Source organism: Hymenobacter rubidus (genome assembly GCF_016734815.1).
Classification (GTDB): Bacteria; Bacteroidota; Bacteroidia; order Cytophagales; family Hymenobacteraceae; genus Hymenobacter; species Hymenobacter rubidus.
Genome location: NZ_JAERQF010000003.1, coordinates 134,182 through 160,477, shown reverse-complemented (window position 1 = coordinate 160,477; position 26,296 = coordinate 134,182). Strand labels below are relative to the sequence as shown.

The 26,296-nt window shown below is 58.9% G+C and carries 21 protein-coding genes; 6 read left to right on the top strand and 15 right to left on the bottom strand.

Annotation, left to right across the window (positions count from 1 at the left end):
- Positions 1-131 precede the first annotated feature (131 nt).
- Positions 132-614, top strand: coding sequence for a hypothetical protein (locus JKL48_RS03390; protein ID WP_201978391.1), 483 nt, complete (start codon positions 132-134; stop codon positions 612-614).
- Here JKL48_RS03390 and JKL48_RS03385 read toward each other — a convergent pair.
- Positions 611-2,581 (bottom strand): TonB-dependent receptor plug domain-containing protein, encoded by a 1,971-nt coding sequence (locus tag JKL48_RS03385; protein ID WP_201978390.1) that lies wholly within the window; start codon positions 2,579-2,581, stop codon positions 611-613. The genes JKL48_RS03390 and JKL48_RS03385 overlap by 4 nt on opposite strands.
- Positions 2,582-2,797: 216 nt before the next feature.
- On the opposite strand from JKL48_RS03385, the gene JKL48_RS03380 reads away from it, so the two are divergent.
- A complete protein-coding gene (locus JKL48_RS03380; RefSeq protein ID WP_201978389.1) occupies positions 2,798-5,284 on the top strand; it encodes a M1 family metallopeptidase in 2,487 nt (828 codons plus the stop codon).
- A gap of 222 nt (positions 5,285-5,506) precedes the next feature.
- On the opposite strand, the gene JKL48_RS03375 is transcribed toward JKL48_RS03380, so the two are convergent.
- The 5 genes from JKL48_RS03375 to JKL48_RS03355 form a co-directional block, all read right to left on the bottom strand.
- Complete coding sequence (locus JKL48_RS03375) at positions 5,507-6,241, bottom strand: carbonic anhydrase (protein ID WP_236668593.1); 735 nt, start codon at positions 6,239-6,241, stop codon at positions 5,507-5,509.
- A 178-nt stretch (positions 6,242-6,419) separates the two neighbouring features.
- Complete coding sequence (locus JKL48_RS03370) at positions 6,420-8,063, bottom strand: SulP family inorganic anion transporter (RefSeq protein ID WP_201978388.1); 1,644 nt, start codon at positions 8,061-8,063, stop codon at positions 6,420-6,422.
- A gap of 312 nt (positions 8,064-8,375) precedes the next feature.
- On the bottom strand, positions 8,376-9,776 hold the full coding sequence (locus JKL48_RS23505) for a HAMP domain-containing sensor histidine kinase (protein WP_201978385.1): 1,401 nt from the start codon (positions 9,774-9,776) through the stop codon (positions 8,376-8,378).
- Between the two features lie 176 nt (positions 9,777-9,952).
- Positions 9,953-10,633 (bottom strand): response regulator transcription factor, encoded by a 681-nt coding sequence (locus tag JKL48_RS03360; protein WP_201978383.1) that lies wholly within the window; start codon positions 10,631-10,633, stop codon positions 9,953-9,955.
- Positions 10,634-10,746: 113 nt separating this feature from the next.
- The gene (locus tag JKL48_RS03355) at positions 10,747-10,935 is read right to left on the bottom strand and encodes a hypothetical protein (protein ID WP_201978382.1); all 189 of its coding nucleotides are present in this window, start codon (positions 10,933-10,935) and stop codon (positions 10,747-10,749) included.
- A gap of 460 nt (positions 10,936-11,395) precedes the next feature.
- Here JKL48_RS03355 and JKL48_RS03350 point away from each other — a divergent pair, with 460 nt between their 5' ends.
- From JKL48_RS03350 to JKL48_RS03340, 3 genes are read left to right on the top strand one after another with little or no spacing between them, the layout of a single operon-like run.
- Positions 11,396-11,989: a (2Fe-2S)-binding protein gene (locus tag JKL48_RS03350; protein ID WP_201978380.1), complete on the top strand. Its 594-nt coding sequence runs from the start codon at positions 11,396-11,398 to the stop codon at positions 11,987-11,989.
- A gap of 24 nt (positions 11,990-12,013) precedes the next feature.
- Positions 12,014-13,039, top strand: a complete 1,026-nt coding sequence (locus JKL48_RS03345; protein ID WP_201978378.1) for an FAD binding domain-containing protein — start codon at positions 12,014-12,016, stop codon at positions 13,037-13,039.
- Positions 13,036-15,276, top strand: a complete 2,241-nt coding sequence (locus tag JKL48_RS03340; protein ID WP_201978376.1) for a xanthine dehydrogenase family protein molybdopterin-binding subunit — start codon at positions 13,036-13,038, stop codon at positions 15,274-15,276. The genes JKL48_RS03345 and JKL48_RS03340 overlap by 4 nt, the downstream gene beginning before the upstream one ends.
- Before the next feature lie 91 nt (positions 15,277-15,367).
- Here JKL48_RS03340 and JKL48_RS03335 read toward each other — a convergent pair whose 3' ends face one another.
- The 4 genes from JKL48_RS03335 to JKL48_RS03320 form a co-directional block, all read right to left on the bottom strand.
- Positions 15,368-15,538 (bottom strand): hypothetical protein, encoded by a 171-nt coding sequence (locus tag JKL48_RS03335; RefSeq protein ID WP_201978374.1) that lies wholly within the window; start codon positions 15,536-15,538, stop codon positions 15,368-15,370.
- 2 nt (positions 15,539-15,540) lie between these two features.
- Entirely contained in the window at positions 15,541-15,990 is a 450-nt protein-coding gene (locus tag JKL48_RS03330) for a DUF6934 family protein (RefSeq protein WP_201978373.1), read from the bottom strand.
- A 344-nt stretch (positions 15,991-16,334) separates the two neighbouring features.
- On the bottom strand, positions 16,335-17,219 hold the full coding sequence (locus tag JKL48_RS03325) for a hypothetical protein (RefSeq protein WP_201978370.1): 885 nt from the start codon (positions 17,217-17,219) through the stop codon (positions 16,335-16,337).
- Positions 17,220-17,620: 401 nt separating this feature from the next.
- Positions 17,621-18,547: a hydrogen peroxide-inducible genes activator gene (locus JKL48_RS03320; RefSeq protein ID WP_201978368.1), complete on the bottom strand. Its 927-nt coding sequence runs from the start codon at positions 18,545-18,547 to the stop codon at positions 17,621-17,623.
- 348 nt (positions 18,548-18,895) lie between these two features.
- On the opposite strand from JKL48_RS03320, the gene katG reads away from it, so the two are divergent.
- A complete protein-coding gene (gene katG, locus JKL48_RS03315) occupies positions 18,896-21,154 on the top strand; it encodes a catalase/peroxidase HPI (RefSeq protein WP_201978366.1) in 2,259 nt (752 codons plus the stop codon).
- 129 nt (positions 21,155-21,283) lie between these two features.
- Here the strand turns inward: katG and JKL48_RS03310 are convergent, their stop codons facing one another.
- The 5 genes from JKL48_RS03310 to JKL48_RS03290 form a co-directional block, all read right to left on the bottom strand.
- Positions 21,284-22,426: a DUF3800 domain-containing protein gene (locus tag JKL48_RS03310; protein ID WP_236668592.1), complete on the bottom strand. Its 1,143-nt coding sequence runs from the start codon at positions 22,424-22,426 to the stop codon at positions 21,284-21,286.
- Positions 22,427-22,453: 27 nt separating this feature from the next.
- On the bottom strand, positions 22,454-22,690 hold the full coding sequence (locus tag JKL48_RS03305) for a hypothetical protein (protein ID WP_236668591.1): 237 nt from the start codon (positions 22,688-22,690) through the stop codon (positions 22,454-22,456).
- A gap of 418 nt (positions 22,691-23,108) precedes the next feature.
- A complete protein-coding gene (locus JKL48_RS03300) occupies positions 23,109-23,996 on the bottom strand; it encodes an SDR family oxidoreductase (protein WP_201978363.1) in 888 nt (295 codons plus the stop codon).
- 109 nt (positions 23,997-24,105) lie between these two features.
- Positions 24,106-25,026, bottom strand: a complete 921-nt coding sequence (locus JKL48_RS03295) for a helix-turn-helix domain-containing protein (RefSeq protein ID WP_201978361.1) — start codon at positions 25,024-25,026, stop codon at positions 24,106-24,108.
- 167 nt (positions 25,027-25,193) lie between these two features.
- Positions 25,194-26,075 (bottom strand): NAD(P)H-binding protein, encoded by an 882-nt coding sequence (locus JKL48_RS03290; RefSeq protein WP_201978359.1) that lies wholly within the window; start codon positions 26,073-26,075, stop codon positions 25,194-25,196.
- Positions 26,076-26,296 lie beyond the last annotated feature (221 nt).

Below are 26,296 nucleotides of genomic sequence, written 5' to 3'. Positions count from 1 at the left end.
TATACACGCAAAACCGGTGTCCCCTCTCCTTTTCGGAGCGGGGTTCAGGGGGTGATGCCCCCGCCAGAAAGACTCGCACACAACCAATCAATGTCACCGCCGTAGAGAATGGGTACCCTTCCCCGCGCACCATGGCCCAAACCGTCGTCGGATTATTCAGCAGCGCTTCGGAAGCGCAGTTTGCCATCGAACGCCTGCTCGCCGAAGGCTTCCAGCGCAGCAACCTCAACCTGGCGACCGAAGAAACCCTGCGGGCCCAACACCTGCCCACCACAGATAACACGGCTGCCGTTGAGCCCTTCGAAGAAGGCTTGGTCCGGTTCTTCACCGACTTATTTGCGGACAATGAAAATGCCGACGCCCAGGCCCACATCGCCGCCACTCGACCCGATAGCGCCGTCCTCACCGTAAATACCGCCACTGCCGAGGAAGCCGACCGCGCCCGCACCCTGCTGGATGCCAACGGCGCCATCGACGTGTATAAACAGGCTCCCAACCCAGCGCCGCAACGCCCCGGTCCCACCGTAGCCGACAAAATTGTGGACCTGGAAGGTAGCCTGTCCCGCGTGCGCGACGATGACGAGCTGGACGACAACGGCCTCACCACCCACTAGCACCGCAGCGCCAGCCGCACGCCGCCCATCAGCCAGCGGCCGGGCATTTGGGCACCCAGCAGGTCGGAGTACTGCTCATCGAACAGGTTCTGGGCCTGCCCGGTCAGCCACAGCCGCTGGGGCAGCAGCGCCACCTCCAGGCGGGCATTGAACACCACGTATTCGGTGGCCTGGGTGCGGGCAATGGCGGCCACGGCGCTGCCATCGCGCTGTTTCCAGAGGCCGCTCAGGCTGCCATTTACCCGGTTGGAGGTGAGGCTGACCGTGCCGGCCACTACGTGACGGGCAATGTTGGCGAGGTACTGCGAGGCAATATTTTCGGCATTCCGCACGTGCACATAGGTGTAGCCCACGCTGCCATCGAAGCGGGTTTTGGTAGTGAATTGGTGTGCGTACGTCAGCTCCGTTTCCAGGCCCTGGGTGGTTACTTCAAACAGGTTTTGGGCGAAGCGGTAGGTAGCGGCGGGATTGAGGTTGGCCAGGCCCGAGGCCTCAATAACCTGGGCGCCGGGCGTGGGTACGTAGTCAATCTGGTTGTTGCCCCGACGCAGAAAATACGTGGCCTTGGCCGTGAGGCCCGGCAGCGAGCGGTAGTCGGCCCCCACCTCGTAGTTCATCGTACGCTCGGCCTGAAGGCCTGCATTGCCCACGTTGGAATTGCTGGACACCGTACCGACGTGGCCGTTGTTATTGTACAGCTCCGTAAAATCCGGTGCCCGAATGGCCCGGCCAATGGCCCCGCGCACCGTCAGCACCTCGCCCAGCTGCTGGCTGGCGTTGAGTTGGGGCACCAGTTCGGTACCGTACGACTGGTCGTGGTCGAGGCGCAGGCCGCCGGTGAGGGCCAGGCCAGCCGAGGGCGTGAGGGCCACCACGCCAAAGGCCGCGTAGTGCCACTTGGCATGAATGCCCCGGTCGTTGCTCACCACGGCGCGGCGGTCGGCCTGGCCGCCCACGGTGGCCCGCACGCGCTCCGAAAACTGCTGCTGGTGGCTCAGCAGCACGTTGGTGTAGTGCGTGAGGTGGTCGCTGGGAATGAATTTTGGGTCGGGATTGAACACGTAATAATCGGTGCCCCGGCTGGCCGACACCTGCGCCTCGGTGCGGGCATGCTCGTTGGCCTGGTAGCGGACTTGCCCCTGGTACCAGTCGCGGTTGGTGGTTTCGCGGGCCTGGTCGAGCGGGCTGTTGGTGTAGAAATACTGGGCGTTGTAGTCGCGCCGGTCGAGGCTGGCGCGGGCGGCCACGCTCAGCCGGTCCGTCAGGTCGTAGGCCGCCGACAGGGAGTAGGTTTTCAGGTTGGCCTCGCTGCGTTGGGTGCTGGGGGTGGGGCGCGGCTGGCCGTCGGTGGTGTTCAGCAGCAGGCCGCCGCCCAGCCGCAGCCGGTTGGTGGCCAGAAAGCCGCCGGTGTTGGTGTGCCAGAGGTTGTACTCGCCGCGCATCGTGGTGCTGGTCAGCTCGGCCTCGGCGTGGCGCGTAGTGGCGGCGAAGGTTTTGGTGACGATGTTGATGACACCGCCCACGGCATCGGGGCCGTAGAGCGCGGCCCCCGCGCCCCGAATGATTTCAATCTGCTCAATCTCGGCCGGCGTGATGGGCAGGTAAGCCCCAAAATGCCCCGTCAGTGGGTCGTTGAGCCGCATGCCATCCAGCAGGAAAAGGACCTGCGTGAAGGTGCTGCCGCGCAGGCTCACGTCGGCCTGTGCCCCGAAGCTGCCGCGGCTTTGCACCTCCAGTGCCGGCAGGCAGCGCAGTAAATCATCGAGCGAATTGACCGGGTAGCGGGCTACGCTGGCCCCGGAAATAACCGTCACGGCCCGGCCGGTCTGGCTCAGGGGCTGGCTCAGGCGCGAGGCGTAAACGGTAACTTCGCGCAGGGTGCGGCTGCTGTCGGCGGGGCTCTGGGCGAGGACGTTAAAGGTGAAAAAAATGTAGAAAAGGGGCGTGGCGTAGCGCGTAAGTCGCATTCAGCAGGGGGTTGATGAGGCCACAAACTTACGTCGGGCAGTAGCGCGAACTTTGCAGTTCGCGTCCCCGCGCCGTTCCGACGATTGTCGTTCTGCCACACGAACTACAAAGTTCGCGCTACTTCACCTGCTACTTTCGTAGCTCCAGCGGCAACGTCGGCCCCGTCGCTGTGTCCTTCGCGCGAACTCCCAATTTTCACTCACCGCCGTTTTTTGATGAAGTATCTTTTTGCAACGGGCTTCCTGGGTCTGGTGGCCGCCACCCCGGCTTTCGCCCAGGCTCCCACCCCGCCGCCGGCCAAGCCGGAATCGCCCTACCGCGCCTCGGCCACCAAAATCAACGACCTTGTGCACACCAAGCTGGATGTACGGTTCGACTACGCCAAGCGCTACCTCTACGGCAAGGAATGGGTGACGCTGAAGCCCCACGCCTACCCCACCGACTCGCTGCGCCTCGACGCCAAAGGCATGGACATCAAAGCCGTGGCGCTGGTGAGCGGCGGCCAGCAAACCCCGCTGAAATACGACTACGCCGACGGCATGAACCTGCGCATCAACCTGGGCCGCAGTTTCAAGCCGGGCGAGGAATACACCATTTACCTGGATTACACCTCGAAACCCGACGAATTGAAAGTACAGGGCAGCGCCGCCATCACCGATGCCAAGGGTCTGTATTTCATCAACCCCGACTCGGCCACGGCCGGCAAGCCGGTACAAATCTGGACGCAGGGCGAGACGGAAGGCTCGTCGGCCTGGTTCCCGACCATCGACCGGCCCAACCAGAAAACCACCGAGGAAATCAGCATGACCGTGCCCAGCAAGTACGTTACGCTCAGCAACGGCCGCCTGGCGAGCAGCACGCCCGCCGGCCCCGGCCTGCGCACCGACGTGTGGAAAATGGACCTGCCCCACTCGCCCTACCTGTTTATGATGGCCGTGGGTGACTTCAAAATCTATAAGGACACCTGGCGCGGCAAGGAGGTCAATTATTACCTCGAACCCAAGTACGCGCCCTTCGCCAAGCAGATTTTTGGCAACACGCCCGACATGCTGGAGTTTTACTCCAACCGCCTCGGCGTGGAGTACCCGTGGAATAAATACGCCCAGATTGTGGCCCGCGACTACGTGAGCGGCGCCATGGAAAACACCACCGCCACCCTGCACGGCGAACAGGTGCAAATGACTGACCGCGAGCTACTCGACCGCGAATACTCCAGCGAATCGGTGATTGCGCACGAGCTATTTCACCAGTGGTTTGGCGACTACGTGACGGCCGAAAGCTGGTCCAACATCACCGTAAATGAAACCATGGCCGACTTTTCGGAAGGCCTCTACGCTGAGCACAAGTACGGCAAAGACGCCGCCGATGCCCACTACTACCGCTACCTGCGCCGCTACCTGATGAGCCCGCGCGACGCCACCAAAACCCTCGTCCGCTTCCACTACGACCAGCAGGAAGAGGTATTCGACCTGGTGAGCTACCAGAAGGGCGGCGCCATCATGGACATGCTGCGCACCTACCTGGGCGACGACGTTTTCTTCGCCGGCCTGCAAAAGTATTTGAAGGATAATGCCTTCGGCAACGGCGAGTCCCACCAGATGCGCCTGGCGTTTGAAGCCGTGTCGGGCCAGGACTTGAACTGGTTCTACAACCAGTGGTATTTCGCGCCGGGCCATCCCGTCGTGACGATTGACTACGCTTGGGATACCGCCCGCAAAACGCAGTCGGTGACCGTGAAGCAGACCCAGGCGGGCCAAACGTTTCAGCTGCCGTTCACCATCGATTACTACGTGGGCGGCAAGGTGCTGCACCAGGCCGTGACCATGACCGAAGCCACCCAAACCTTTTCGATGGCCCTGCCCGCCAGGCCCGAACTGGTGAATGTGGACGCCAACAAAAAAACGCTGTGGCTAAAAACCGACAATAAGCCCATTGCGGAATACGTGTACCAGTACAGCCACGCCCCGCTATTCGTGGACCGGCTGGAAGCAGTTGCCGCAGCGGCCAAGGAGCAAACCACCAACGCCGCCGCCCGCGGCGTGCTGCTAGCCGCGCTGAACGACAAATTTTACATGGTGCGCCAGGGCGCCCTCGAAGCCCTGAACCTGGAAGACAAAACCGTGGCCAAAGCCGCCGCGCCCGCGTTGCGCAAGCTGGCTGCCACCGAGAAGAATACCATCGTGATGGCGCAGCTGCTTAAAGCTCTCGGCGAAGCGAAGGATAAGAAAGACGAGAAGCTCTTTAGCCAGCAGCTGAATAGCCTGTCGTATGGCGTGCAGGGTGCTGCCCTGGGTGCGCTGGCCGCCGTGCAGCCCACCCAGGCGCTGGCCCGTGCCAAAGCCCTGGAAGGCGACAGCCATAGCGCCCTCACCCAGGCCGTGGTAGCTACCTATGCCCAGGCCGGAGGTGCCGCCGAATGGCCTTTCGTGCGCGACAAATTCGATGCGGCCCGCGTGCAGGGCAAGTTCAACCTGGCCGAGCCGTTGGCTAACATGATGGGCCGCCTCGATGACCCCGCCGCCTTTGCCGAAGGCGTAACCCGACTGCGCGACCTCGGCGTGAAATACAAAGGCTACGGGGCGGACCGTCTGGCCGTGCGCCTGCTCCAGGGCGCGGCCAAAGCCCAAACCGGGCGCGCCCACGCCACCGAAGACCAGGCGGCGGTGGACAAAGCCACGCAGGAATTGGCGGCAGCGAAGTAGTGACACTGCCTTTCTAAAAACGTCATGCAGAGCGCAACGAAGCATCTCGCGTGCTTCAGCTAATCAATGACAATGCAACGATTGAGTTACTACCCCACGCGAGATGCTTCGCTGCGCTCTGCATGACGGACTGGTGATAGTTGGTTCTAAACATACAAAAAGGGCCGGCCGCAATTGCGGCCGGCCCTTTTTGGTGGTGGTGAAACAGGGAAAACGAAAAAGCTATTTGGCTTTGGCTAAGACTTCTTTAGCAGGTTCTTCCTTAGCCGGGTCGTGCTTGGCCCCTTCGTAGGAACTGGCATCCTTGTCGGGGACTTTGGTCATGGCTTCGGTGGCGTAGATGTGCTCCATGTCAATCATCACGTCATCGCCGTCCACGTTCAGGTCTTTGAGCACGCCGTCGGCAATGTCGTAGACGAGGCCATGCAGGCGGGGCGGGTTGGCGGTGCGCATGGCGTTCTGGATGATGTTGGTCTTGGCCAGGTTGCGCACCTGCTCAATCACGTTTAGCTCCACCAGGCGGCGGGCCCGCTGGGCGTCGTCCTTGATGCGCAGGTATTCGGCTTCGTGCAGCCGAATGACGTCGCGGATGTTCACTAGCCAGTTGTCAATCAGGCCATACTGCTTGTTGGCTGCCGCCGCGGCCACGCCGCCGCAACCGTAGTGGCCCACCACCAGAATATCCTGCACGCCCAGCACTTCCACGGCGTATTGCAGCACGCTCAGCAGGTTCATATCGGCCGGCACCACCAGGTTGGCAATGTTGCGGTGCACGAACATCTCGCCCGGTCCCGTGCCCGTGATGCCGGAAGCCGGCACCCGCGAATCGGAACAGCCGATGAACAGGTACTTGGGCTTCTGGCCATTGGCCAGGTTCTTAAAGAAGTTGGGGTCCTTCTCGTTGCGGTCCGAAACCCATTTTTTATTGTTTTCGAGGATTTTGCTGATACCAGCCATAGCGTGAAAAAGGGTAAAATGGTAGCCATTCCAGCTGCCCGAAGCAACCAGCTGGCTATACGTGCCGAAGCCAAAATCGGCTGTCGGTCATGCATGGTGCGGCGCCTAAGGTAGCGCCTAAATTGGAGTTCAAAAGTATCGTTTGCCCAACGGGTACGGCTGCCAAAACAGTCACCCGCTAGTGCGTGCCCAACGCTACCCGCCGGATGCCGCGCAGCTCCAGCTCGATGCCCCGCGCCGGAGCCGCTTGCCGGAAGGCCTCAATGGCTTCGAGCACGTCGTGGTCGATGACATCGGAGCGGGTGCCGTCGAGGATGACGTGGCTGTTGGTGGGCAGCTGCTCCAGTGTGGTCACGATGCTGGCTTTGTTGAGGAAGGAAACGTGCTCGGGCAGGCGCAAGTGCAAGGGTGCCTCCGTAGCTTCGGCCAGGTCTTCGGAGTCGTCGCGGCGCAGGTAGGAGCCCGCTTTGGCATTATCGCGCAGAATGAAGAAGAAGCCCAGCACCAGCCCAATGCTCACGCCCTTCAGCAAATCCGTAAAGAGCACGGCCACGATGGTGATGATGAAGGGAATAAATTGCTCACGGCCCAGCCGCCACTGCTTGCGGTAGAGCGCCGGCGTGGTCAGCTTGTAGCCCACCAGCAGCAGCACCGCCGCCAGCGCCGACAGCGGAATCATGTTGAGCACCGCGCCCAGAAACAGCAGGCTTGTGAGCAGCAGCAGGCCGTGGATGAAAGCCGACAGCTTGCTCTGCGCGCCGGCCGCAATATTGGCCGAAGAACGCACGATAACGGCCGTGAGTGGCAGGCCCCCGAGCAGGCCGCTTACCAGGTTGCCCGCGCCTTGCGCCAGCAACTCGCGGTTGGTGGGCGTGTGGCGCTTCTGCGGGTCGAGGTTATCAACCGCTTCCACGCTCAGCAGCGTTTCGAGCGAGGCCACAATGGCAATGGTGAAGGCCACCGTATAGGTCGTGGGGTTGCGCAGGGCGTTGAAATCGGGGAAGGTCATTTCGCTGGCCAGTTGGCTGAGCGAGGAAAGCACCGGCAATTTCACGAGGTGTTCGGGGCGCACCTGTATATCAGGGGCCACGGTTTTCAGCAGCTGGTTGATGCCCACGGCGGCCAACACGGCCACCAGCGCGCCCGGCACCAGCCGCGACCAGGACTGCCGCCGCACCGGCGCCGTGTTCCAGAGCAACAGAATGACCAGCGACACCACGCCCACCAGCACCGAGCCGGGGCTCAGCCCCTTCATAGCCGCCCCAATGGCCGAAAATGTGTTCAGACCATTGAATTGCAGGAAATTCATGTCCTCAAAATAGTCGGCATCGGCCCCAAAAAAGTGCGGCAGCTGCTTCAAAATCAAGATAATGCCAATAGCCGCCAACATGCCGCGAATAACGGCCGCCGGGAAATACAGCGCGATAATGCCCGCCCGCGCCAGCCCCAGCCCAATCTGAATAACGCCGGCCACGGCCGTAGCCGCCAGCACCGCCGGCCACGAACCCAGCGTCGAAATAGCCGACAGCACCACCACCGTGAGGCCCGCCGCCGGGCCGCTCACGCTCACCGCCGAGCCACTGAGCAAGCTCACCAGCACGCCACCCACGATGCCCGCAATAACGCCCGCCAGCAGCGGCGCGCCCGAAGCCAGCGAAATACCCAGGCATAACGGCAGCGCCACCAAAAACACCACCAGCCCCGCCGGCGCATCCTGCCCGATGGTGCTAAAAAGCGACCTCTGCGGCTGGGAATCAACAGGCTCGGCGGGGGCGGCAATGGGTGTGCCCGTTCGGGAGGGGGAAGAAATAACCTGCGTCATACGAATTGCATCGGAAGGCCCGCCAAGGGCTGGCGAGGAATTCAGAAACAAGGTTACGAGGACGCTATTAAGACCGAATTAAAGTCGAATTAAAAGGAAATTAAAAGCGCGAAACGGGGCATTTCAAGGTCGAACAGACCGTCATGCAGCTCCGCACAAGGCGCAATGCAGCCCGTCATGCAGAGCGCAGCGAAGCATCTCGCGTGCAACAGTAAATGATTACTTCGGCACGCGAGATGCTTCGCTGCGCTCTGCATGACGGGCTAAATCTATCTGCTGACCAGCCCTCCCTTGCCAAAGGACTACTTGGCTTTATGCAACTTCAGTCGCCGGCCATTCCAGCCACACCTGCGTGCCCTGGCCCAGCTCACTTTCGACGCGAACGGTGCCGCCGTGCAGCGCCATAATGCGGGCCGCCAGCGGCAGCCCGATGCCGTGCCCCGGCACCGCCCGCGCCGAGGCCGCCCGAAAAAACGGCACAAATACCTGCTGCAAATCGGTGGGCGCAAGGCCGGGTCCTTCGTCGGCCACGAGCAGCGAGAGCTGTTTGCGGGTGCGGGTCAGGCTGGCCGTTACGGTGCTGCCCTGGTCCTTTGAGAACTTGCAGGCATTGTCCAGCACGTTGAGCACCGCCGAGAGCAACAGCGCCTCATTGCCTCGTACCGCGAAGGATTCTGCTTCGCCAAAATCTAAATCGACGCGGCAGGTGGGGTGGCGGCGCAGCAGCTGTTCGTGCGCCTGCAGCAGCAGCTCATCGAGGCGCACGGTGGTCATGGGTACCTGCGAGGGGTCATCGGAGGCGCGGGCAATCTGGAGCAGGCCGTTGGTCAGGCTGTTGAGTTGCCGGGCCGAGTCGAGGGTACTTTCCAGCACGCGGCGATATTCGGCGGGCGGGCGTTCGGCTTGCAGCAGAGCCACTTCCAATTCACCAATGAGGGCAGTAAGGGGTGTGCGCAGCTCATGTGAGGCGTCGCGCACGAAGGTGCGCTGGCCCGCGAAGGCCGACTCCAGCCGGTCCAGCAGCCGGTTGAAGCGCTGGGTGAGCAGGCCGATTTCGTCGGTCGCCCCATCGGCAAGCGTCAGGCGCTGGCTCAAATCGGTAGCCGTGATGCCATCCACTTCGCTCACCATGCGGCGCAGCGGGCGCAGGGCCTGCCCGGCAAAAAACCAGCTGCCAATGCCCGTGGCCACTACCGCCACCAGCAAGCCCAGCACCAACAGCTGCCGCAGTTCCTGCAGCTGCTGGCGGCTGTCCTCGTCCACGGACGAGGCCACTACCACCAACGGCCCCAGCACGGCATCGTGGTACAGCAGCCCCACCGTTTCGTGGAAGTTGGTTTCGGGCTCCAGCACGGCGCGGCCGGTGCGGCGCACTTCGGCCAGCCAGGCCGGCGGCGCCGGCTTGGCAACCCCCTGCCCTTCCCGGAATACCAATTGATTAGTAGCATCATACACCCGGCCCTGCTCGGCCGGCAGCGTGCGGTAGAGCTGGCGCAGGTAGCGTCGATAAGAAGCATCCTCGCCGGCGCCGCCGTGGTCGTTTTGGCCGGCTACGTAAGCGTGCCCTACCACCAGCGTCCGCTTAAACAGGCTCTGGGTGAACAGCGTACGGCGCGACTGCTGCGTGGCAAGGTAAATAACCAGCGCAAACAGCAGCAGCGTTACGGCCAGAATGAACCCAAACTGCAGCGCAAGGCGAAGGCGAATGGACACGGGAGGTGAACTGGTGAAATTGTGAGTTGGTGAGTTTTTAAAACGTCATGCAGAGCGCAGCGAAGCATCTCGCGTCCTGTCACTAATCCTTTACGTTTGCACGATTGCATTACTACCACACGCGAGATGCTTCGCTGCGCTCTGCATATCGGTCTTCTTCCATCTTCCGCCTCATTCTACCCCTCCGTCTTCATCACATAGCCCATGCCCACCAGCGTGTGAATCAGCTTGGGCTCGAACCCCTTGTCCACCTTTTTACGCAAAAAGTTGATGTACACGTCAATCACATTCGACCCCGTATCGAAGCTCAAATCCCAGACGTGCTCCAGCAAATCGGCCCGTGAAACCACGCGGTTTTGATTGCGCAGCAGGTACTCCAGCAGCGCAAACTCGCGGGCCGTGAGCTGAATGGCTTGCCCGGCCCGCTCCACCCGCTTGGCGGCGGGGTCGAGGGTCAGGTCGGCGAGGCGCAGGGGTGCTTTGGGCGCGGGGGCCTCGGTGCGGCGGCGCACCAGGGCGCGCAGCCGGGCCAGCAGCTCATCGAAGGCGAAGGGCTTCACCAGGTAATCGTCGGCGCCGGCGTCGAGGCCGCGGATTTTATCGTCCGTCTCGCCCAGCGCCGTGAGCATGAGGATGGGCACGCCGGGGTCGTGGGCGCGCACCTGCCGGCATACTTCGAGGCCGCTGAGGCCGGGCAGCATCTGGTCCAGAATCAGGCAGTCGTAGTGCGTGGTTTGGGCGCGGCTGAGGCCCAGCAGGCCATCGGCGGCCAGGTCCACGGTGTAGTCCTGCTCCGTCAGGCCCTGGTGCAGGAAGGCCGCTACGGAGGGCTCGTCTTCAACTAAAAGGATTTTCATGGGGCCGGAAGGTAGCGCAGCCAGCCCGAAAAAGCAGCCGGCCCCTGCCCCAACGCAAGCGCCGGAGCAGGGGCCGAATCAGCAAAATCGGACCGGATAAGTGCGTTTATGCGTTAGCGCATTGCCAGTTCGCCCGTGGCCGGACGAGGCGGATTAACCACTTGCTGGTCGTGGCCAGCCCCTTCTTGGGTAGGCACGGTTTCACCCAGTGGCGCGGCCTGCCAGCGAATGCCGACCAGCAGCAAACCGAACAGAAACGAGGCCAGGTAAAAACGGAAGTAGCGTTGAAAATTTGTCAGCATCGGGTTGGGCAAAACGGAATAAAAGAGGGGGTTTGGGCCATTCCTTTTTCTATACAAAATTACCTTTTGCCATTCTTCATCCGACTTTTTCTGGCTTAATTCAAACCATTGCTAGGCGAATCCTGACTATTTCTCGCCGAATGAAAAACCGCACTCTGGAAGCCGCGAAAGCTCAGCACTTTTTTATGCCGCCCCCACCAAAATCGACCAGAAGCTAACACGCTGTATTGCTATAAATACAACGTAGTTATGGTTGAGTCCATCATTGGAAACGAGAGTTTATAGCGTTTAACCAAAAGAAATACTCCAACCTGTTTCGGCTTGATTATTAATAATTCTGCGCCGAGCAGTTGCGCTTATCGGAATCCACCCGCCCTTTAATTACCAAGCCGGGCAAAACACGGAGCAAAACGCGTCCGTAGGCAAGTAGTAGTCTTCGCAACCCAAGCTATTTGCCCTTATGAGCCAAGTTACCCAAGCCCCGCTCGGCCGCTCGCCCGTGGCGTTGGCCCCCACTCAGTCCGTCAGCCTGAACATCAACGGCCAGGACCACACCCTCCAGATTGCGCCCTGGACTACCCTGCTCGACGCCCTGCGCGAGTACCTCGACCTGACCGGCACCAAGAAGGGCTGCGACCACGGCCAGTGCGGTGCCTGTACGGTGCTGGTCGACGGCAAGCGCATCAACTCCTGCCTCTCGTTGGCCGTGATGCACGAAGACTCCAAAATCCAGACTATCGAAGGCCTCGGCACGGAGGATGAGCTAAGCCCGCTGCAGCAGGCGTTTATCGACCACGACGCCTTCCAGTGCGGCTACTGCACGCCGGGCCAGATTTGCTCGGCCCAGGGCCTCATCAACGAAGGCAAAGCCAAGACCGAAGCCCAGGTGCGCGAGCTGATGAGCGGCAACGTATGCCGCTGCGGCGCTTACACCAACATCCTGAGCGCAGTGATGGAAGTGCTTAACAACGAAGGGTTAATTATCGAGGACAAAGCCTGGTCGGCCGGCGCTACCAAACAGGACATCGCGCCCGTCGAACCGCCGAAGAAATAATCCTTCACTCCTCATTTCAGTAAGATGAACAGTTTCACTTTCACCCAAGCCACTGCCGTGGCGGGCGCTGTGCAGGACAAAGCCGCGCACGACGACGCGGCCTACATCGGCGGCGGCACCAACCTGATTGACCTGATGAAGGAAAACGTGGCCCGCCCCACGCACCTCATCGGCCTCAAGAAGCTGGGCCTCGACACCATCGAAGCCCTGCCCGACGGCGGTCTGCGCCTCGGCGCCCTCGCCACCAACGCCGACACCGCCTGGCACCCCGAAGTAGAAAAGCGCTACCCGCTGCTGAACCAAGCCATCCTGGCCGGGGCCAGCCCGCAGCTGCGCAACATGGCCACCGACGGCGGCAACCTGATGCAGCGCACCCGCTGCTACTATTTCTACGACCTGGCCACGCCCTGCAACAAGCGCGAGCCCGGCTCGGGCTGCTCGGCCATCGGCGGCTACAACCGCGTGTGCGGCATCCTGGGCACCAGCGAGCAGTGCATCGCCACCCACCCGAGCGACATGTGTGTGGCCCTGGCCGCCCTCGACACCACCGTGCGCGTGAGCGGCCCGAACGGCGAGCGCACCATCAAGTTTGAGGATTTCCACCGCCTGCCCGGCGACCAGCCCGAGCGCGACAACACCCTGGAGCCCGGCGAACTCATCACCGGCCTCGACCTGCCCGCCAAAGGCTTCGAGAAGAACTTTAGCTACCTGAAGCTGCGCGACCGCACGAGCTACGCTTTCGCGCTCGTAAGCGTGGCGACGGCGCTGGAACTCTATGGCAACACCATCAAAGATGCCCGCCTGGCGCTGGGCGGCGTGGCCCACAAGCCCTGGCGCGACAAGGAAGCCGAGGCGATGCTCATCGGCCAGCCGGCCACCGCCGACACCTTCCGCCGCGTGGCGGCCAAGGTGCTCGAAAACGCCAAAGGCTACGGGGCCAACACGTTTAAGATTGAGCTGGCCAAGCGCGCCATCGTGCGCGCCCTCAAGCAAGCCACCGAAATGAATCAGGTGCTCGACACCAACGCCTTCCAAAACTCTAACCCATGAGCCACACCACCGACTACATCGGCAAACCCACCAACCGCGTCGATGGCCCGGCAAAAGTCCTCGGCACCGCCAAGTATGCCGCCGAATTTAATGTACCCAACCTGCTCTACGGCTACGTGGTGAGCAGCCCGATTGCCAAAGGCAAAATCACGAAAATCGACAGCGCGGCGGTCAAAGCGTTGCCCGGCGTGCAGGAAGTTTTCACCCACGAAAACGTGCCCGGCTTCGCCTTTCTCGACCGCAGCTACAAGGACGACGTAGCCCCCGGCGGCTCGCCCTTCCGCCCGTTGCACGATGCCGAAATCAAGTACAGCCTGCAGCCCGTGGCCTTGGTTGTGGCCGACACGTTTGAGCTGGCCCGCTATGCTGCTTCCATCCTGCATATTGAGTACGAGGAGGAAGCCCACGCAACCGAGCTGGCCAAGCGCATCGACGAGGCTTTTGAGCCCGGCCGGGGCAAAACCGGCTACAAGCCGCCGAAGTCGCGCGGCAACTTCGGCAAGGGCTGGAAGCAGGGTGTGGCCCACATGGAGGCGAATTATTCGCACCACGCCCAGCATCATAATCCCATGGAGATGTTCGCCACCACGGTGGAATGGCTCGGGGATAAGAAGCTGACGGTGTACGACAAAACGCAGGGCGTTTTCAACAGCCAGCAATATATCAGCAAGATTTTCGGGTTGAGTAAGGAAGAGGCCCGGGTGATTTCGAAGTACACCGGCGGCGGCTTTGGCTCCGGCTTGCGGCCCCAGTATCAGCTGTTTCTGGCCGTAATGGCCTCGCTGCAACTGGAGCGCTCGGTGCGCGTGTCGCTCACCCGCGAGCAGATGTTCAGCTTCGGTCACCGGCCCGAAACCTTGCAGCACGTAGCCCTGGCCACGGCTGCCGACGGCTCGCTTACCGGCATCAACCACTTCGCCGTGGCCGAAACCTCGCAGTTTGAAGACTTCACCGAAAACGTGGTGGGCTGGAGCGGCACGCTTTACGACTGCAAAAACGTGGAGCTGGGTTACCGCCTGAGCAAGCTCGATGTGTTTTCGCCGCTCGACATGCGCGCCCCCGGTGCCGCCTCGGGCTCCATTGCGCTGGAAATTGCGATGGACGAAATGGCCTACGCCGCTGGCCTCGACCCGCTGGAATTCCGCATCCGCAACTACTCCGATTTCGACCAAGCCCAGAACCTCCCCTACTCCAGCAAGGCTCTGCGCAAGTGCTACGCCGAGGGCGCGGCCAAATTCGGCTGGGAAAAACGCACCGCTGAGCCCGGCTCGATGCGCGACGGCAAGATGCTGGTAGGCTGGGGCATGGGCGGTGGCATCTGGGATGCCTCCAAAATGCCCGCCACCGTAAAAGCCAGCCTCGACGCCGACGGCCACCTCACCGTGAGCAGCGGCACGAACGAAATCGGCACCGGCACCTATACCATCATGACGCAGATTGCGGCCGAAAGCATGGGCCTGCCCATCGAAGCCGTGACCTTCGTGCTGGGCGATACCACGCTGCCCGAGTCGCCCCTGCAAGGCGGCTCCTGGACGGCCGCCTCCGTGGGTAACTCCGTGGTAGAAGCCTGTACCAAGCTCGGCGAAGCCCTGCTGAAACAGGCCCAGAAAATGGACCATCCGGCCTTCAAGGACGCCAAAATCGACGACGTGCAGTTTGCCAACGGCCAGTTGCGCCTACGCTCCGATGAAACCCAGGCTGTCGTGCTGCGCGACCTCGTGCAGGCCAGCGGCGAGTCCAAAATCGAAGCCGAAAACTCCACGGTACTGGCCAAGCTGGAAATGCTGAAGCCGCCGAAATACTCCATGCACGCCCACAACGCCGTGTTCGTGGAAGTGAAACTAGACCCCGACCTGATGACCGTGCACGTCACCCGCGTGGTGAATGCCGTGGCCGCCGGCCGCATCATCAACCCTAAAACAGCCCGCAGCCAGGTTCTCGGCTCGGTCGTCTGGGGCATCAGCTCGGCGCTGATGGAGGAATCGGTGATGGACCACCGCTTCGGCCGCTACATGAACCACAACTACGCCGAATACCACGTCCCCGTGAACGCCGACATCCACGACATCGACGTGATTTTCGTGAGTGAGGAAGACGACAAAGTCAATCCGCTCGGCATCAAAGGCCTGGGCGAAGTGGGCCTGCTGGGCGTAGCCGCCGCCGTGACCAACGCCATCTACCACGCCACCGGCAAGCGCGTGCGCGACCTGCCCGTGACGATTGACAAGCTACTGTAGAATCTCCGGCGGCTGGTATCGCTGAAGTGACACGGAAAGGCCCCGCAACTGGTTGGTTGCGGGGCCTTTCCATTTGGTTTGTTAGCAAAAGCTATTCGGCAGTGAGCTTGAAATCTGGCAAGCCCACCGTTTTCAGTATATGATTTGCCCGGTCCACCTTGTCCTTGAACAACGGCTGGTCGTCATACTTCTTATCCAAGCCCGGCTTGATGGAAAAGCCTTCGAGCAACTTCTTCTTCGTTGGTTCTTTTTTCGGCTTCATGGCTATAAAGGTAAAGATTTTCGGCGCACCAGAAACGCGCCGTAATGCACGCCTTTTTGAAAAGGCTGCCAGTTCTCCTCTGCTAACCCGAGAACAATATAGTCCCGTTCAATGGCTTCTAAATTGTTGGCAATCCCCATTCGATAAAGCCGGGTCCTTGCTTCTGTGCTGCCGGTGGCAATAACCGTGGCCCCCGGGTGCGCGTCCATGAAAACGTAGAGCGTCGCGGCTACCGTAGCCAACACCTTCTGGCTGTCATTGTTATTTGTAACGCTAGTATCGCTCACATAGCCGGTCACAGGGTCTTCATCACCGAAACCCAGGTTATAAAAACCTTTCAGATTAATTTCGGTGTAACGAACAACTTTCGTCACGCTTCCATTCGGCCCTTCGCTCACAAACTCAAAGGTCGTGAACCCGCGTGAGGCATTAGCGTCGTATCGAATGTCCATCAGGCAGTATCATTTTCAGCGCTTTTGACAAAGTTAAGGCTGCACTACAATGATACGTCGCCGTGACCAACGCCATCTACCACGCCACCGGCAAGCGCGTGCGCGACCTGCCCGTGACGATTGACAAGCTGCTGTAGAAACTCCGGCGGCTGGTGCCGCTGAGGTGACATAAAAACGCCCCGCAACTGGTTGGTTGCGGGGCGTTTTTGCGTTTAATAGTCCATCCCTTTGCGGGACGTCCCATTTTAAGACACATATTTTATAAATAGAATGATAAATATCATATCCAATATATAAAACAATTATCTAATACATTACTAAAGAAATCATTGCCAAATCCAAATTTATGATTTCAACAAATCTAAAGCTGATATAAAATACTTAATCTTGTCGATATTGGCATTATCTAAATGATAGATTATATGTCTGGGAAATTCAAATTCCCTGCCGTCAGAGTGTGCTAACCAAATATCATAGAAGAGTCGTTCACTTGTTGACAAACTTTCAATTGAAGAAGACTGCGACTTAAATCCCCCTATTTCATCTCCTACAATGGAAAACTCATCTTCAAATACCAATACCGGCGTTTTAAAAATATATTCAAACAAGCTTTTTATTGCCTTGATTTTAGTAAAAGCAATATATTTCAACTCTAATTCAGTTTTTATATTTTCTAAAACCTGTCTTAATACAACCAAGGAATTGAAAAGGTAACTTTGGTCTATCAATAAGCGTCCTTGTGAATGGGGATTTCTAATTTTCACCCCTGCAGTTTCTTTATAGATGTTGTTTACGACAAGATTATTATGGATAAGCAAGTTTCTAGTAGCCTTTATTTCTAGCAAACTATCCAATTCATCTTCAGATATGATATTCTCCGGAATATCAACTATCTTGATAAAGTATTTGATAATATCAGAAAGATTTTTATAACCTATTGATGTAACTTTATTATCAATAGCTCTTTCAAGTGGATTTCCATAAATCAATTCATCTTTAGAAATTGGTTCTGTTTTAATATCAAGCTTTTCCGGAATATGGGTTAAAAGGACTTTCAAAGTGTCGTTAAGAGAATGTTCAAAAGAAGCCATTGCCAAAACAAATAGGCCTTCTAATATAATTTTATCCGTATTATCAACTTTTCTTTGTCGAATAGATTCAATTCTTTCCAGAGTGAGTTCGATTGGCTTTGTCAAAGCTTTTTTAGTGAGCAATATCGGTCTTTTCATGTTTTTGTTTATCAACAAGTTAAACTAGCAGGCATTTCTAATTGACAAAAGAGTATTATCTGCCAATTATCGGCAATATAGCTAAATATTACAAAAGCATTCCGTGATTTCAGTCCAGGCCATCCAAGCGTTTACTTATTTCTTATAGCGAAAACACAATCTCTATGAAAACTTCTGAATTTAAGCCCATTCAAATCTTCAGCAGCAGTTTCTCCGGGAATGGATGGCAACGCACTTTCTAATCTGTACCTCCTGAACCCAGCGTTCGCGCAATGATGGAGCCACAATGCGCAATGAAACAGGCGCGTGGTTTCTACTCCACTAATAGACATTGGACACAGCCCCGCGCCATCAATTCCCAAGGGCGTAACAGCACTGAATAAATTACCTAACTCAACCCACTACCGCCACCGGACCTTCTCCCCAGCCTTGCCCGCGCGCAACCGGGCGGGCACGCTGGCCAGAATCAACTCCCGCAAAGCGGTGAGCAACGTTGTGCGCACGAAGCCGTGATGCACCACTAGGCTCACCTCGCGCACCGGGGTTGGGGCCACGAAGCGCTTGAGCAGCGGGTTGCTGTCGACTTCGTCCAGCACGGCCAGTTCGGGCACCAGCGTGTAGCCGTGGTGGTGGCGCACCAGCTCTTTCAGGGTTTCAATGGAGCCGCTTTCGTAGGCTACCGCGCCGGTGGAAGCCGTTCGGCCGCATAGGTTCAGGACTTGGTTGCGGAAGCAGTGGCCCTCCTGCATCAGCCACAGGCCGGGGCTGGCCAGGTCGGCCGGGCTCACGGTGGCGCGGGCGGCCAGCGGGTGGTCTTCGGAGGCGAGCAGCAGGAATGGCTCGTCCAGCAGGGGCAGCTCGTGCAGCAGCCGGTCATCGAGCGGCGTGACCAGCAGCCCCACATCCAGCCGGTAGTCCTTGAGCCGCAGCATAATTTCCTCCGAGCGCAGCTCCTCGATGTGGACGCGCAGGTTAGGGTAGGCCGTGCTGAGGCCCACCAGGAAGCGCGGTACCAGGTACGGGGCCAGTGTGGAGATGACGCCCAGGCGCAGCTCGCCCACCACCTCGCCTTTGGCCACCTGCACCAGCTCGCGCAGCTGTTGGGCTTCGTGCAGCACGCGCCGGGCCTGGGCAATCACCTGGGCCCCGACGGCCGTAGGCTCGGCCCCGCGCTGGGTGCGGTCGAACAGCAACACGCCCAGCTCCTCTTCCAGCTTTTGCACCTGCACGCTCAGCGCGGGCTGGCTCACGAAGCTTTTTTCGGCGGCCAGGCCGAACTGGCGGTGCGTATCCAGGGCCACGAGGTAGCCGAGTTGTTGGAGATTCATGGCAGATGAGTAGCGCGCTACTTATAGGTTTTGGTTATAAAGTTATAAACAAAATCGATTTTGATTATGCATTTGCACCAACTAGCTTTGTGCAAAGCTGCTGATTGAAGCAATGCTTCATCGGCAACTGAAACTGTTTGGAAACAACAAGACCGTCATGCAGAGCGCAGCGAAGCATCTTTACTGCGCAACGCAATTAAATTTAGTATCGAGGTAAAGATGCTTCGCTGCGCTCTGCATGACGGTCTGACGAATTTCTAAACACCAACACGGCCTGCCAGCCAAGCCTGCAAACGTTACACTGAACCCGGCCATTTACTAGGCCGACCACCTAAACCCAATCCCAAGATGAGCGCCAACCTGCACGACCTCCCCGCAGACAACTCCATCCTCCACGACCTGAACGCGGATGCCGCCCAGTGCCCCTTCCTCAACGGCGCGGTGAAGCAGACGGCCGGTGGCGGCCGCACCAACCGCGAGTGGTGGCCCAATATGCTCAAGCTGAGCATCCTGCGCCAGCACTCGCCCTTGACCGACCCGATGGACAAGGACTTCAACTACGCCGAAGAGTTCAAGAAGCTCGACCTGAACGCCGTGAAGCAGGACCTGTTCGAGCTGATGACCAACTCGCAGGACTGGTGGCCGGCCGACTACGGCCACTACGGCCCCTTCTTTATCCGGATGGCATGGCACTCGGCCGGCACCTACCGCATTGCCGACGGCCGCGGCGGCGCGGGCATGGGCATGCAGCGCTTCGCCCCCCTCAACAGCTGGCCCGACAACGCCAACCTCGACAAAGCCCGCCTGCTGCTGTGGCCCATCAAGCAGAAATACGGTAAGCAAATCTCCTGGGCCGACCTCATGATTCTGACCGGCAACTGCGCCCTGGAGTCGATGGGCCTGAAGCCGTTCGGCTTCGCCGGTGGCCGCGCCGACGTGTGGGAGCCGCAGGAAGACGTGTACTGGGGCCCCGAAACCGAGTGGCTCGGCGACAAGCGCTACGTGGACGACCGGCAGCTGGAAAACCCGCTGGCCGCCGTGCAAATGGGCCTCATCTACGTGAACCCCGAAGGCCCGGACGGGGAGCCCATCCCCGAGCGCTCGGCCCGCGACATCCGCGAAACCTTCGGCCGCATGGCCATGAACGACGAAGAAACTGTGGCCCTGATTGCCGGCGGCCACACCTTCGGCAAAACCCACGGCGCGGCCGAGCCCGCCAAATTCGTGGCCCGTGAGCCCGCCGGTGCGCCTATTGAAGAGTTGGGCCAGGGCTGGCGCAACAGCTTCGGCAAAGGCCACTCCGAGCACACCATCACCAGCGGCCTCGAAGGCGCCTGGACCCGCACGCCTGCGAAGTGGAGCAACGACTATTTCGACAACCTGTTCGGTTTCGAGTGGGAGCTGACCAAGAGCCCCGCCGGGGCGCACCAGTGGCGCCCCGTGAACGGCGGCGGCGCCGGCACCATCCCCGATGCCCACGACCCGGCCGTGAAGCACGCCCCCTTCATGCTGACCTCGGACATCGCCCTGCGTGCCGACCCAGCGTATGAGGCCATTTCGCGCCGCTTCCACGAAAACCCCGACCAGTTTGCCGATGCCTTCGCCCGCGCCTGGTTTAAGCTGACGCACCGCGACATGGGCCCCAAGGAGCGCTACCTCGGCCCCGAAGTGCCCACCGAAGAACTGCTCTGGCAAGACCCCATCCCTGCCGTAACCTATCAGGTGATTGACGACCAAGACGTGGCCGCGCTGAAAGGCAAAATTGCCGCCGCCGGCCTCACGGTGCCGCAATTGGTATCTACCGCCTGGGCTTCGGCCTCCACCTACCGCGGCTCCGACAAGCGCGGCGGTACCAACGGCGGCCGCCTCCGCCTGGCCCCGCAGCGCTACTGGGAAGTGAACAACCCCGCGCAGCTCTCCACCGTGCTCAACAAGCTCGGCGGCATTCAGCAGGAGTTCAACGCGGCCCAGACCGGCGGCAAGCAGGTGTCGATGGCCGACCTCATCGTGCTGGCCGGCGTGGTCGGCATCGAGCAGGCCGCCAAAAACGCCGGCCACGAGGTAACCGTACCCTTCACCCCCGGCCGCACCGATGCTTCGCAGGAGCAAACCGACGTGGTATCGTTCCAGGCCCTAGAGCCGGCCGCCGATGGCTTCCGCAACTACCTGAAAACGCACCACCGCGCCGCCGCCGAGGAGTTGCTGATTGACAAAGCCCAGCTGCTGACCCTGACCGCTCCCGAGCTGACCGTCCTGTTCGGTGGCCTGCGCGCTATCAACATCAACTTCGACGGCTCGAACAACGGCGTGTTCACCACCCAGGCCGGCGCGCTCACCAACGACTACTTCCTGAACCTGCTCGACCTGAACACCACCTGGGCCAGCACCTCGGACGCCCAAAACCTCTTCAACGGCCGCGACCGCAAAACCGGCCAGACGAAGTGGACCGGCACCCGCGTCGACCTGATTTTCGGCTCGAACTCCGAGCTGCGCGCCCTGGCCGAAGTGTACGCCTGCGCCGATTCGCAGGAGAAGTTCGTGAAGGACTTCGTGACCGTGTGGGCCAAGGTGATGAACCTCGGCCGCTTCGACTTGGCCAAGTCGTAAGGCCACCCGCCAGCGCTTCCGCCCCGCAAGGTGCGGCAGTAGCTGAAGCTTCAAAAGAAACGCCCCGTAACGAATTCGTTACGGGGCGTTTCTTTTTCAATAATAATTCACTCCGTTTCCTAGAGCGAATTATAGGTCAAAAAACCTTTTTATCTCTTTATACTCTTCACCTTGCAACAAATCTAAGTCATTGCCTGTGGCAAGTTTTATTGCATCTCTCGCCTCCTTGATACGGTTTAGCATCGGCAAAATTATTCGTTTACCATGCTTGATAAAACTATCTAAATCCTTTAGTGATGTTGGGATTTTATATCCATCACGACTTGATGCAATTAAGACGCCTCTGTCGCGAAGATTACCAACGACTTTAGTTCTAAAGTATTCCTCTTTCAAACGCTCTTGCCTACTCTGATTCAGGTGTCCAAATATTTCTTTTGTTGAAATATATTTATTCCTGACATTAGCCCGCTGCAACCAAAGCAGAAGTTTAAGAAAATTAATTTGGTCGGTCTTTTGTTGGTCCGAGCCAGTTTCTGTATCCAAGAACGTTTTAACCCTTAAGAAACAAACTTCAGCAATTTTCGCATCAAAACCCTCATCAATATTGGATTCTTCAAAGTCAGAAAATGAAAACTCCCTCGGGAAAAAGCTAAGGCTACTTATAATCGGCGATAACAACTTCTCAAATTCCTTGCTATGGTCCGATTTTTTCGTTTCGTCATGTATGTAGCCTAGTGTTCCGGCAACAAAATCCGCAACCTGAATAAACTCACTAAGCTTACTATTTTGAATATTAAATTCAGAGCCAGAAAATAACGTTCTGAGATGATTCTTCTCAACGTATTTCTTAAACTCCCTCATAAAGTCATTACTACCATGCTCATCGACTGTCAAATCGAGCTTGGGGAAAGTTCTGAACAACTCCTTGTACAGCAAGTTGTTTATGAATTTGTAAAATGATTTTTTATAATCAAATCCTTTACCTGAAAGCTCCCTTTTATCTACAATTACAGCATAAACAGATATTTCCAGCTTTGCAATGTCTTCCAGTATTCTTTTCCTTCTCGAATGATTAGGACCAACACCACTGGATTTGATTTCTCCAGCCTGAAAATTATGTTTCCGACGAATTTCATCAATTCCAGCTTTGAGGCTATCGAGATTATCTGTTTTGGAAATAACAGTTGCAACAATGAAATGACTGCCCTGTGTTTTGAAATCAAATGAGTTGTTTCCAAATTCATCTGCGAATGCATTGACCTTTTGCAGCATATTTATATTGATTTGAAAGTTATCAAACTAGCTGCTATACGCCTCCTTTAAATCAGCTTCGGTGTATAAATCTTCCTCGGTATTAAGGAAGTCGAACGTCTTGCTCTCGGCGGCAAGCTGCTGGACTCCTTGCGCCAACAACTGCCCTTCGTAACGCTTGCATACGAAGTCAGCGAAATCGGAAATTTCTTCGGCTTTATCAGCGGGAAGCAGGTTGATGGCTTTGATGGTCCGGTCGATAATTGCCTGCTTACTTATCGTCATGGCTCTGCGGGCTGGATGAATTAAAGGTAACAAGGAAGGCTTCACTTTCCTCACCAACCCGCCCCACCCCCAGGCCCAAAAGTGCCGCTGGACGCGGCAGATGCGGGCCGGAAAGTAACCCTATTAAACAAGAATAGCCCCTACGAACAATCCACGACGAATTTGCCGTTGATTGTCCGCAGGGGCTATTCTTTTAGGACTTACGAAGTTGCAGCCCCAGCGGGGCGGCATATTGGTAGTAAGTTATTCATTATGCAATGGTATAGCCCCGGCGGGGCGACACTCGCCAAGCACTCAACCGAGTGTCGCCCCGCTGGGGCTTTCTACCCAACATCAGCCAGTTACTATCGAGATGGCGCCCCGCTGGGGCTGCAACTGCGTAAGTCCTATTCTTTATACTTTTATGGGAGACGCCGCGCTATTTTCCCACTTCGAAATAGTCTCCGTCTTCCAAGTCGGCCAGTAGGCCCGGGTGGATGGGGTGCCAGTTCAGCCGCTGCTGGGTGAGGATGCTGGTGGCCGGCATGTCGAGGCCCACGAAGCGGGCCATCCAGCCGAAATGGGAAGTGGCTTCCTCAGGGGTTTTGGAAACGACTGGCAGGTTCAGGTGGCGGCCGATGACGGCGGCAATAGCACGCATGGGGATGCCCTCATCGGCCGCACCGTGGTAGACGGCCCCGATAGCGCCTTTCTCCAACGCCAGCCGGTAGAGGCGCGCCGCATCGCGCCGGTGCACGGCGGGCCAGCGGTTGAGGCCGTCGCCCACGTAGGCCGCAACGCCCGTTTGGCGGGCAATGTTGATGAGTGTGGGCACGAAGCCGTGGTCGCCCCGGTCGTGCACCGACGACGCCAGGCGCACCACCGAAGCGTGCACTCCCTGCGCCGCCAGCGCCGCCGCCGCCGGGCCCGACATCCGGGCCAGTGGCATGGGCGTGTCTTCTTCCGTGGCGGGGCGGCCCAGGTTGAAGCCGGCCAGCCCGCCGGTAACGAGCAGGGGCCGGGCGGAGCCGGCCAGTACACCACCCATCGCCTCGATGGCTAGCCGGTCGGTTTCGCCGGCCGTTTCATAGGCGGAGAAGTCATGATTGAAGGCCAGGTGGATGACGCCATCTGCTGCCGCCGCGCCATTGCGCAGGCTGTCGAGGTCGTCGAGGGAGCCGCGGTGCACTGCGGCCCCGGCCGCGAGCAGGGCCTGGGCCGAGGCGTCGGAGCGGGCGAGGCCGTACACGTGGTGCCCCGCGCCGAGTAATTCCTGAACAACGGCCGAGCCGACAAACCCCGAAGCGCCGGTTACAAAAACACGCATGTTATTTTCCTTTTAAAATGGTGAATACTTACCCTACAAAGGTCCGGCAAATAGGTGGCGACGGCGTTGCGCGGGCCAAACCATCTGTTGAATGATTCAAACAATTATTCTAACCCCGGAAATCTCCGGGCGTTTTGCCGGTTTGGCGTTTGAAGAAATTGCAGAAATGCGCTACATCGGCGAAGCCCAGGCTGTCGGCAATTTCGGAGATGTTCCAGTTGGTTTGTTTGAGCAGGATTTTGGCCTCCTGCGCTACGCGGCTGCTGATGAGGGCGGTGGTGGTGTAGCCGGTGGCTTCTTTCAGCACCCGGTTGAGGTGGTTGACGTGCACAGCGAGGTGGGCAGCGTAGTCGGCAGCTGTGCGCAGGCGCAGGCGCTGCTGCGGCGATTCCAGCGGGAATTGCCGTTCCAGCAGGTCGGCAAACTGGGTTGTCAGGCGGGCAGATGCATTGTGGGGCGCCGCCACTGATTGGGTGGGCTGCAGCTTCTGCACGTAGTGAATCATCTCCAGCAGATAGGCGCGCAGCAGGTCGTACTTATAGGCGTAATCGGACGCAATTTCTTGCTCCATTTTTCTAAAAATAGCTTCTATTGCGCCAAAATCAGCATCTGCCACCGGCACCACGGGATAGGCACCGGGCTGGTAAAATGGCAGTTCCTCCAGCGTCCGCCGGCCCTTGGTGGGCTGCAAAAACTCGTCGGTGAAGACGCAGAAGTGGCCGGTCTGGTTTTGGTCGTGCGGCAGCCAGCGGTAGGGCACCCGCGAGGAAGCAAACCACAGGGCGCCGGCTTCCAATTCCACCACCTGGTCGGCAAATTCGATGCGGCTGCGGCCCCGAATCAGGCTGATTTTGTAGAAGGCCCGCCGGTCGAAGGTCATTGGCGGCCGGTCGCGGTTGGCGAGCATCAGGTCGGCCACGTTGAAAACGTTGAAATGGCCGACCCCATGGGGCCGCTCCGGCAAGAGCAACGTTTCGGCGGTCTCGGGAGCCAGTTTAGTGTACAGTTCGGCGAGCGGAAGAGATGGCATGGCAGGAAGTTGTAAAAATCAAAGGTAACCCATACTGTCAATTGCTCTGAACGGCCATCATGCTGCGCGGAGCCGAAGCATATCTACCGCGCAAGCAAGTAAATAATTACCGTTGCGATAGAGCTGCTGCGGCTCCGCGCAGCATGACGTTCTGCTTTCCCTACTTCCTAAAAACCCGCTGCAAACTCCCGGGCGAAATCTTCCAGCTTCACCTCTCCCAAAATGGGGCGGTGCTGCCAATAATCCTCACCCAGCCTGCCGCTGTTGATGCTGGCATAGATGTCCACGACTTCGTTGGCCCGAGTGGCGGGCACGCCGTTTTTCACCATATTTTCCCGCATTTGCTCATCGGTGAAGGCCACCCACTTCAAATTGGGTTGGCCGATGGCCGCGCCTAGGGCGTGCGCCACTTCATCGGCGGTGCGTTCGTCGCTGGCGACGTAGCGGACGTTTTGGCCGGTGGCGGTGGCGGGCTTAGTGAGCTCTTCGGCCGCCGCTACAGCAATGTCGCGCGGATGCACGAGAGCCACCTTGGTGTCGCCCGCGTAGTTGGCCCCCAAAATTCCCGCGCCCTTTATCATGCCCACCGACCTATTCAAATTGGTGTAGAAGGACGTAGGCCGCAGCTGCGTGAGCGCGATGCCAGGCACCGTCCGCAGAATCACCTCTACATCGTGCGAGCCGAGGATGCCGCCGGTGCCCTCCGCCAGGTGCGCGCCCCAGCTGCTGAGCTGCACCACGCGCCGGACGCCCGACTGCTGAATGGCCAGGGCATAGTTGCGGCCAATTTGCTGGTGGTAAGCCCGCGAATCGGCCACGGCGAAGTGCGGCGGCACCATCAGGTACACGGCATCGGCACCGGTGAAGGTGGCTGTCAGAAACGCAACATCTTCTACCTTGCCAATGGCGGCAACAGCGCCCAATGCTTCAATTTCCGCCTGCCTATCCGGCTTGCTGCTGATGACCGTGACGGCGTGGCCCTGCTGCACCAGTGCGGTGGCCAGGGGCTTGCTGATGTTCCCGAGGGAACCAGTGAGAATGATTTTCATACGACAAAGCTCCGCTCGGTTTGGATGGGCGGAAAGGGCTAAAGAGCGGGAAAGTTGGGCTAAAGAGCGGCAACGGGCAAGCTGAAAACAGAATAGTCCTGCTAAGCACAGTCGAAGCATCTCTGAAGCATCTCTACTGCCATATTAACCCAGTTACTTGCGTGGCGGGAATGTTTCGACTGCACTCGGCAAGACCGGGCTGGCGCCTGCCGCCCAACCGC

Bases quoted from the DNA above. Each gene is read 5' to 3' on its own strand.
- JKL48_RS03380 (WP_201978389.1), top strand. From the start codon at position 2,798: ATGAAGTATCTTTTTGCAACGGGCTTCCTGGGTCTGGTGGCCGCCACC.
- JKL48_RS03385 (WP_201978390.1), bottom strand. From the start codon at position 2,581: ATGCGACTTACGCGCTACGCCACGCCCCTTTTCTACATTTTTTTCACC.
- JKL48_RS03305 (WP_236668591.1), bottom strand. From the start codon at position 22,690: ATGACGATAAGTAAGCAGGCAATTATCGACCGGACCATCAAAGCCATC.
- JKL48_RS03340 (WP_201978376.1), top strand. From the start codon at position 13,036: ATGAGCCACACCACCGACTACATCGGCAAACCCACCAACCGCGTCGAT.
- JKL48_RS03360 (WP_201978383.1), bottom strand. From the start codon at position 10,633: ATGAAAATCCTTTTAGTTGAAGACGAGCCCTCCGTAGCGGCCTTCCTG.
- JKL48_RS03355 (WP_201978382.1), bottom strand. From the start codon at position 10,935: ATGCTGACAAATTTTCAACGCTACTTCCGTTTTTACCTGGCCTCGTTT.
- JKL48_RS03310 (WP_236668592.1), bottom strand. From the start codon at position 22,426: ATGCTGCAAAAGGTCAATGCATTCGCAGATGAATTTGGAAACAACTCA.
- JKL48_RS03295 (WP_201978361.1), bottom strand. From the start codon at position 25,026: ATGCCATCTCTTCCGCTCGCCGAACTGTACACTAAACTGGCTCCCGAG.
- JKL48_RS03350 (WP_201978380.1), top strand. From the start codon at position 11,396: ATGAGCCAAGTTACCCAAGCCCCGCTCGGCCGCTCGCCCGTGGCGTTG.
- JKL48_RS03370 (WP_201978388.1), bottom strand. From the start codon at position 8,063: ATGACGCAGGTTATTTCTTCCCCCTCCCGAACGGGCACACCCATTGCC.
- katG (WP_201978366.1), top strand. From the start codon at position 18,896: ATGAGCGCCAACCTGCACGACCTCCCCGCAGACAACTCCATCCTCCAC.
- JKL48_RS03345 (WP_201978378.1), top strand. From the start codon at position 12,014: ATGAACAGTTTCACTTTCACCCAAGCCACTGCCGTGGCGGGCGCTGTG.
- JKL48_RS03330 (WP_201978373.1), bottom strand. From the start codon at position 15,990: ATGGACATTCGATACGACGCTAATGCCTCACGCGGGTTCACGACCTTT.
- JKL48_RS03300 (WP_201978363.1), bottom strand. From the start codon at position 23,996: ATGCGTGTTTTTGTAACCGGCGCTTCGGGGTTTGTCGGCTCGGCCGTT.
- JKL48_RS03375 (WP_236668593.1), bottom strand. From the start codon at position 6,241: ATGGCTGGTATCAGCAAAATCCTCGAAAACAATAAAAAATGGGTTTCG.
- JKL48_RS03390 (WP_201978391.1), top strand. From the start codon at position 132: ATGGCCCAAACCGTCGTCGGATTATTCAGCAGCGCTTCGGAAGCGCAG.
- JKL48_RS03320 (WP_201978368.1), bottom strand. From the start codon at position 18,547: ATGAATCTCCAACAACTCGGCTACCTCGTGGCCCTGGATACGCACCGC.
- JKL48_RS03290 (WP_201978359.1), bottom strand. From the start codon at position 26,075: ATGAAAATCATTCTCACTGGTTCCCTCGGGAACATCAGCAAGCCCCTG.
- JKL48_RS03325 (WP_201978370.1), bottom strand. From the start codon at position 17,219: ATGAAAAGACCGATATTGCTCACTAAAAAAGCTTTGACAAAGCCAATC.
- JKL48_RS03335 (WP_201978374.1), bottom strand. From the start codon at position 15,538: ATGAAGCCGAAAAAAGAACCAACGAAGAAGAAGTTGCTCGAAGGCTTT.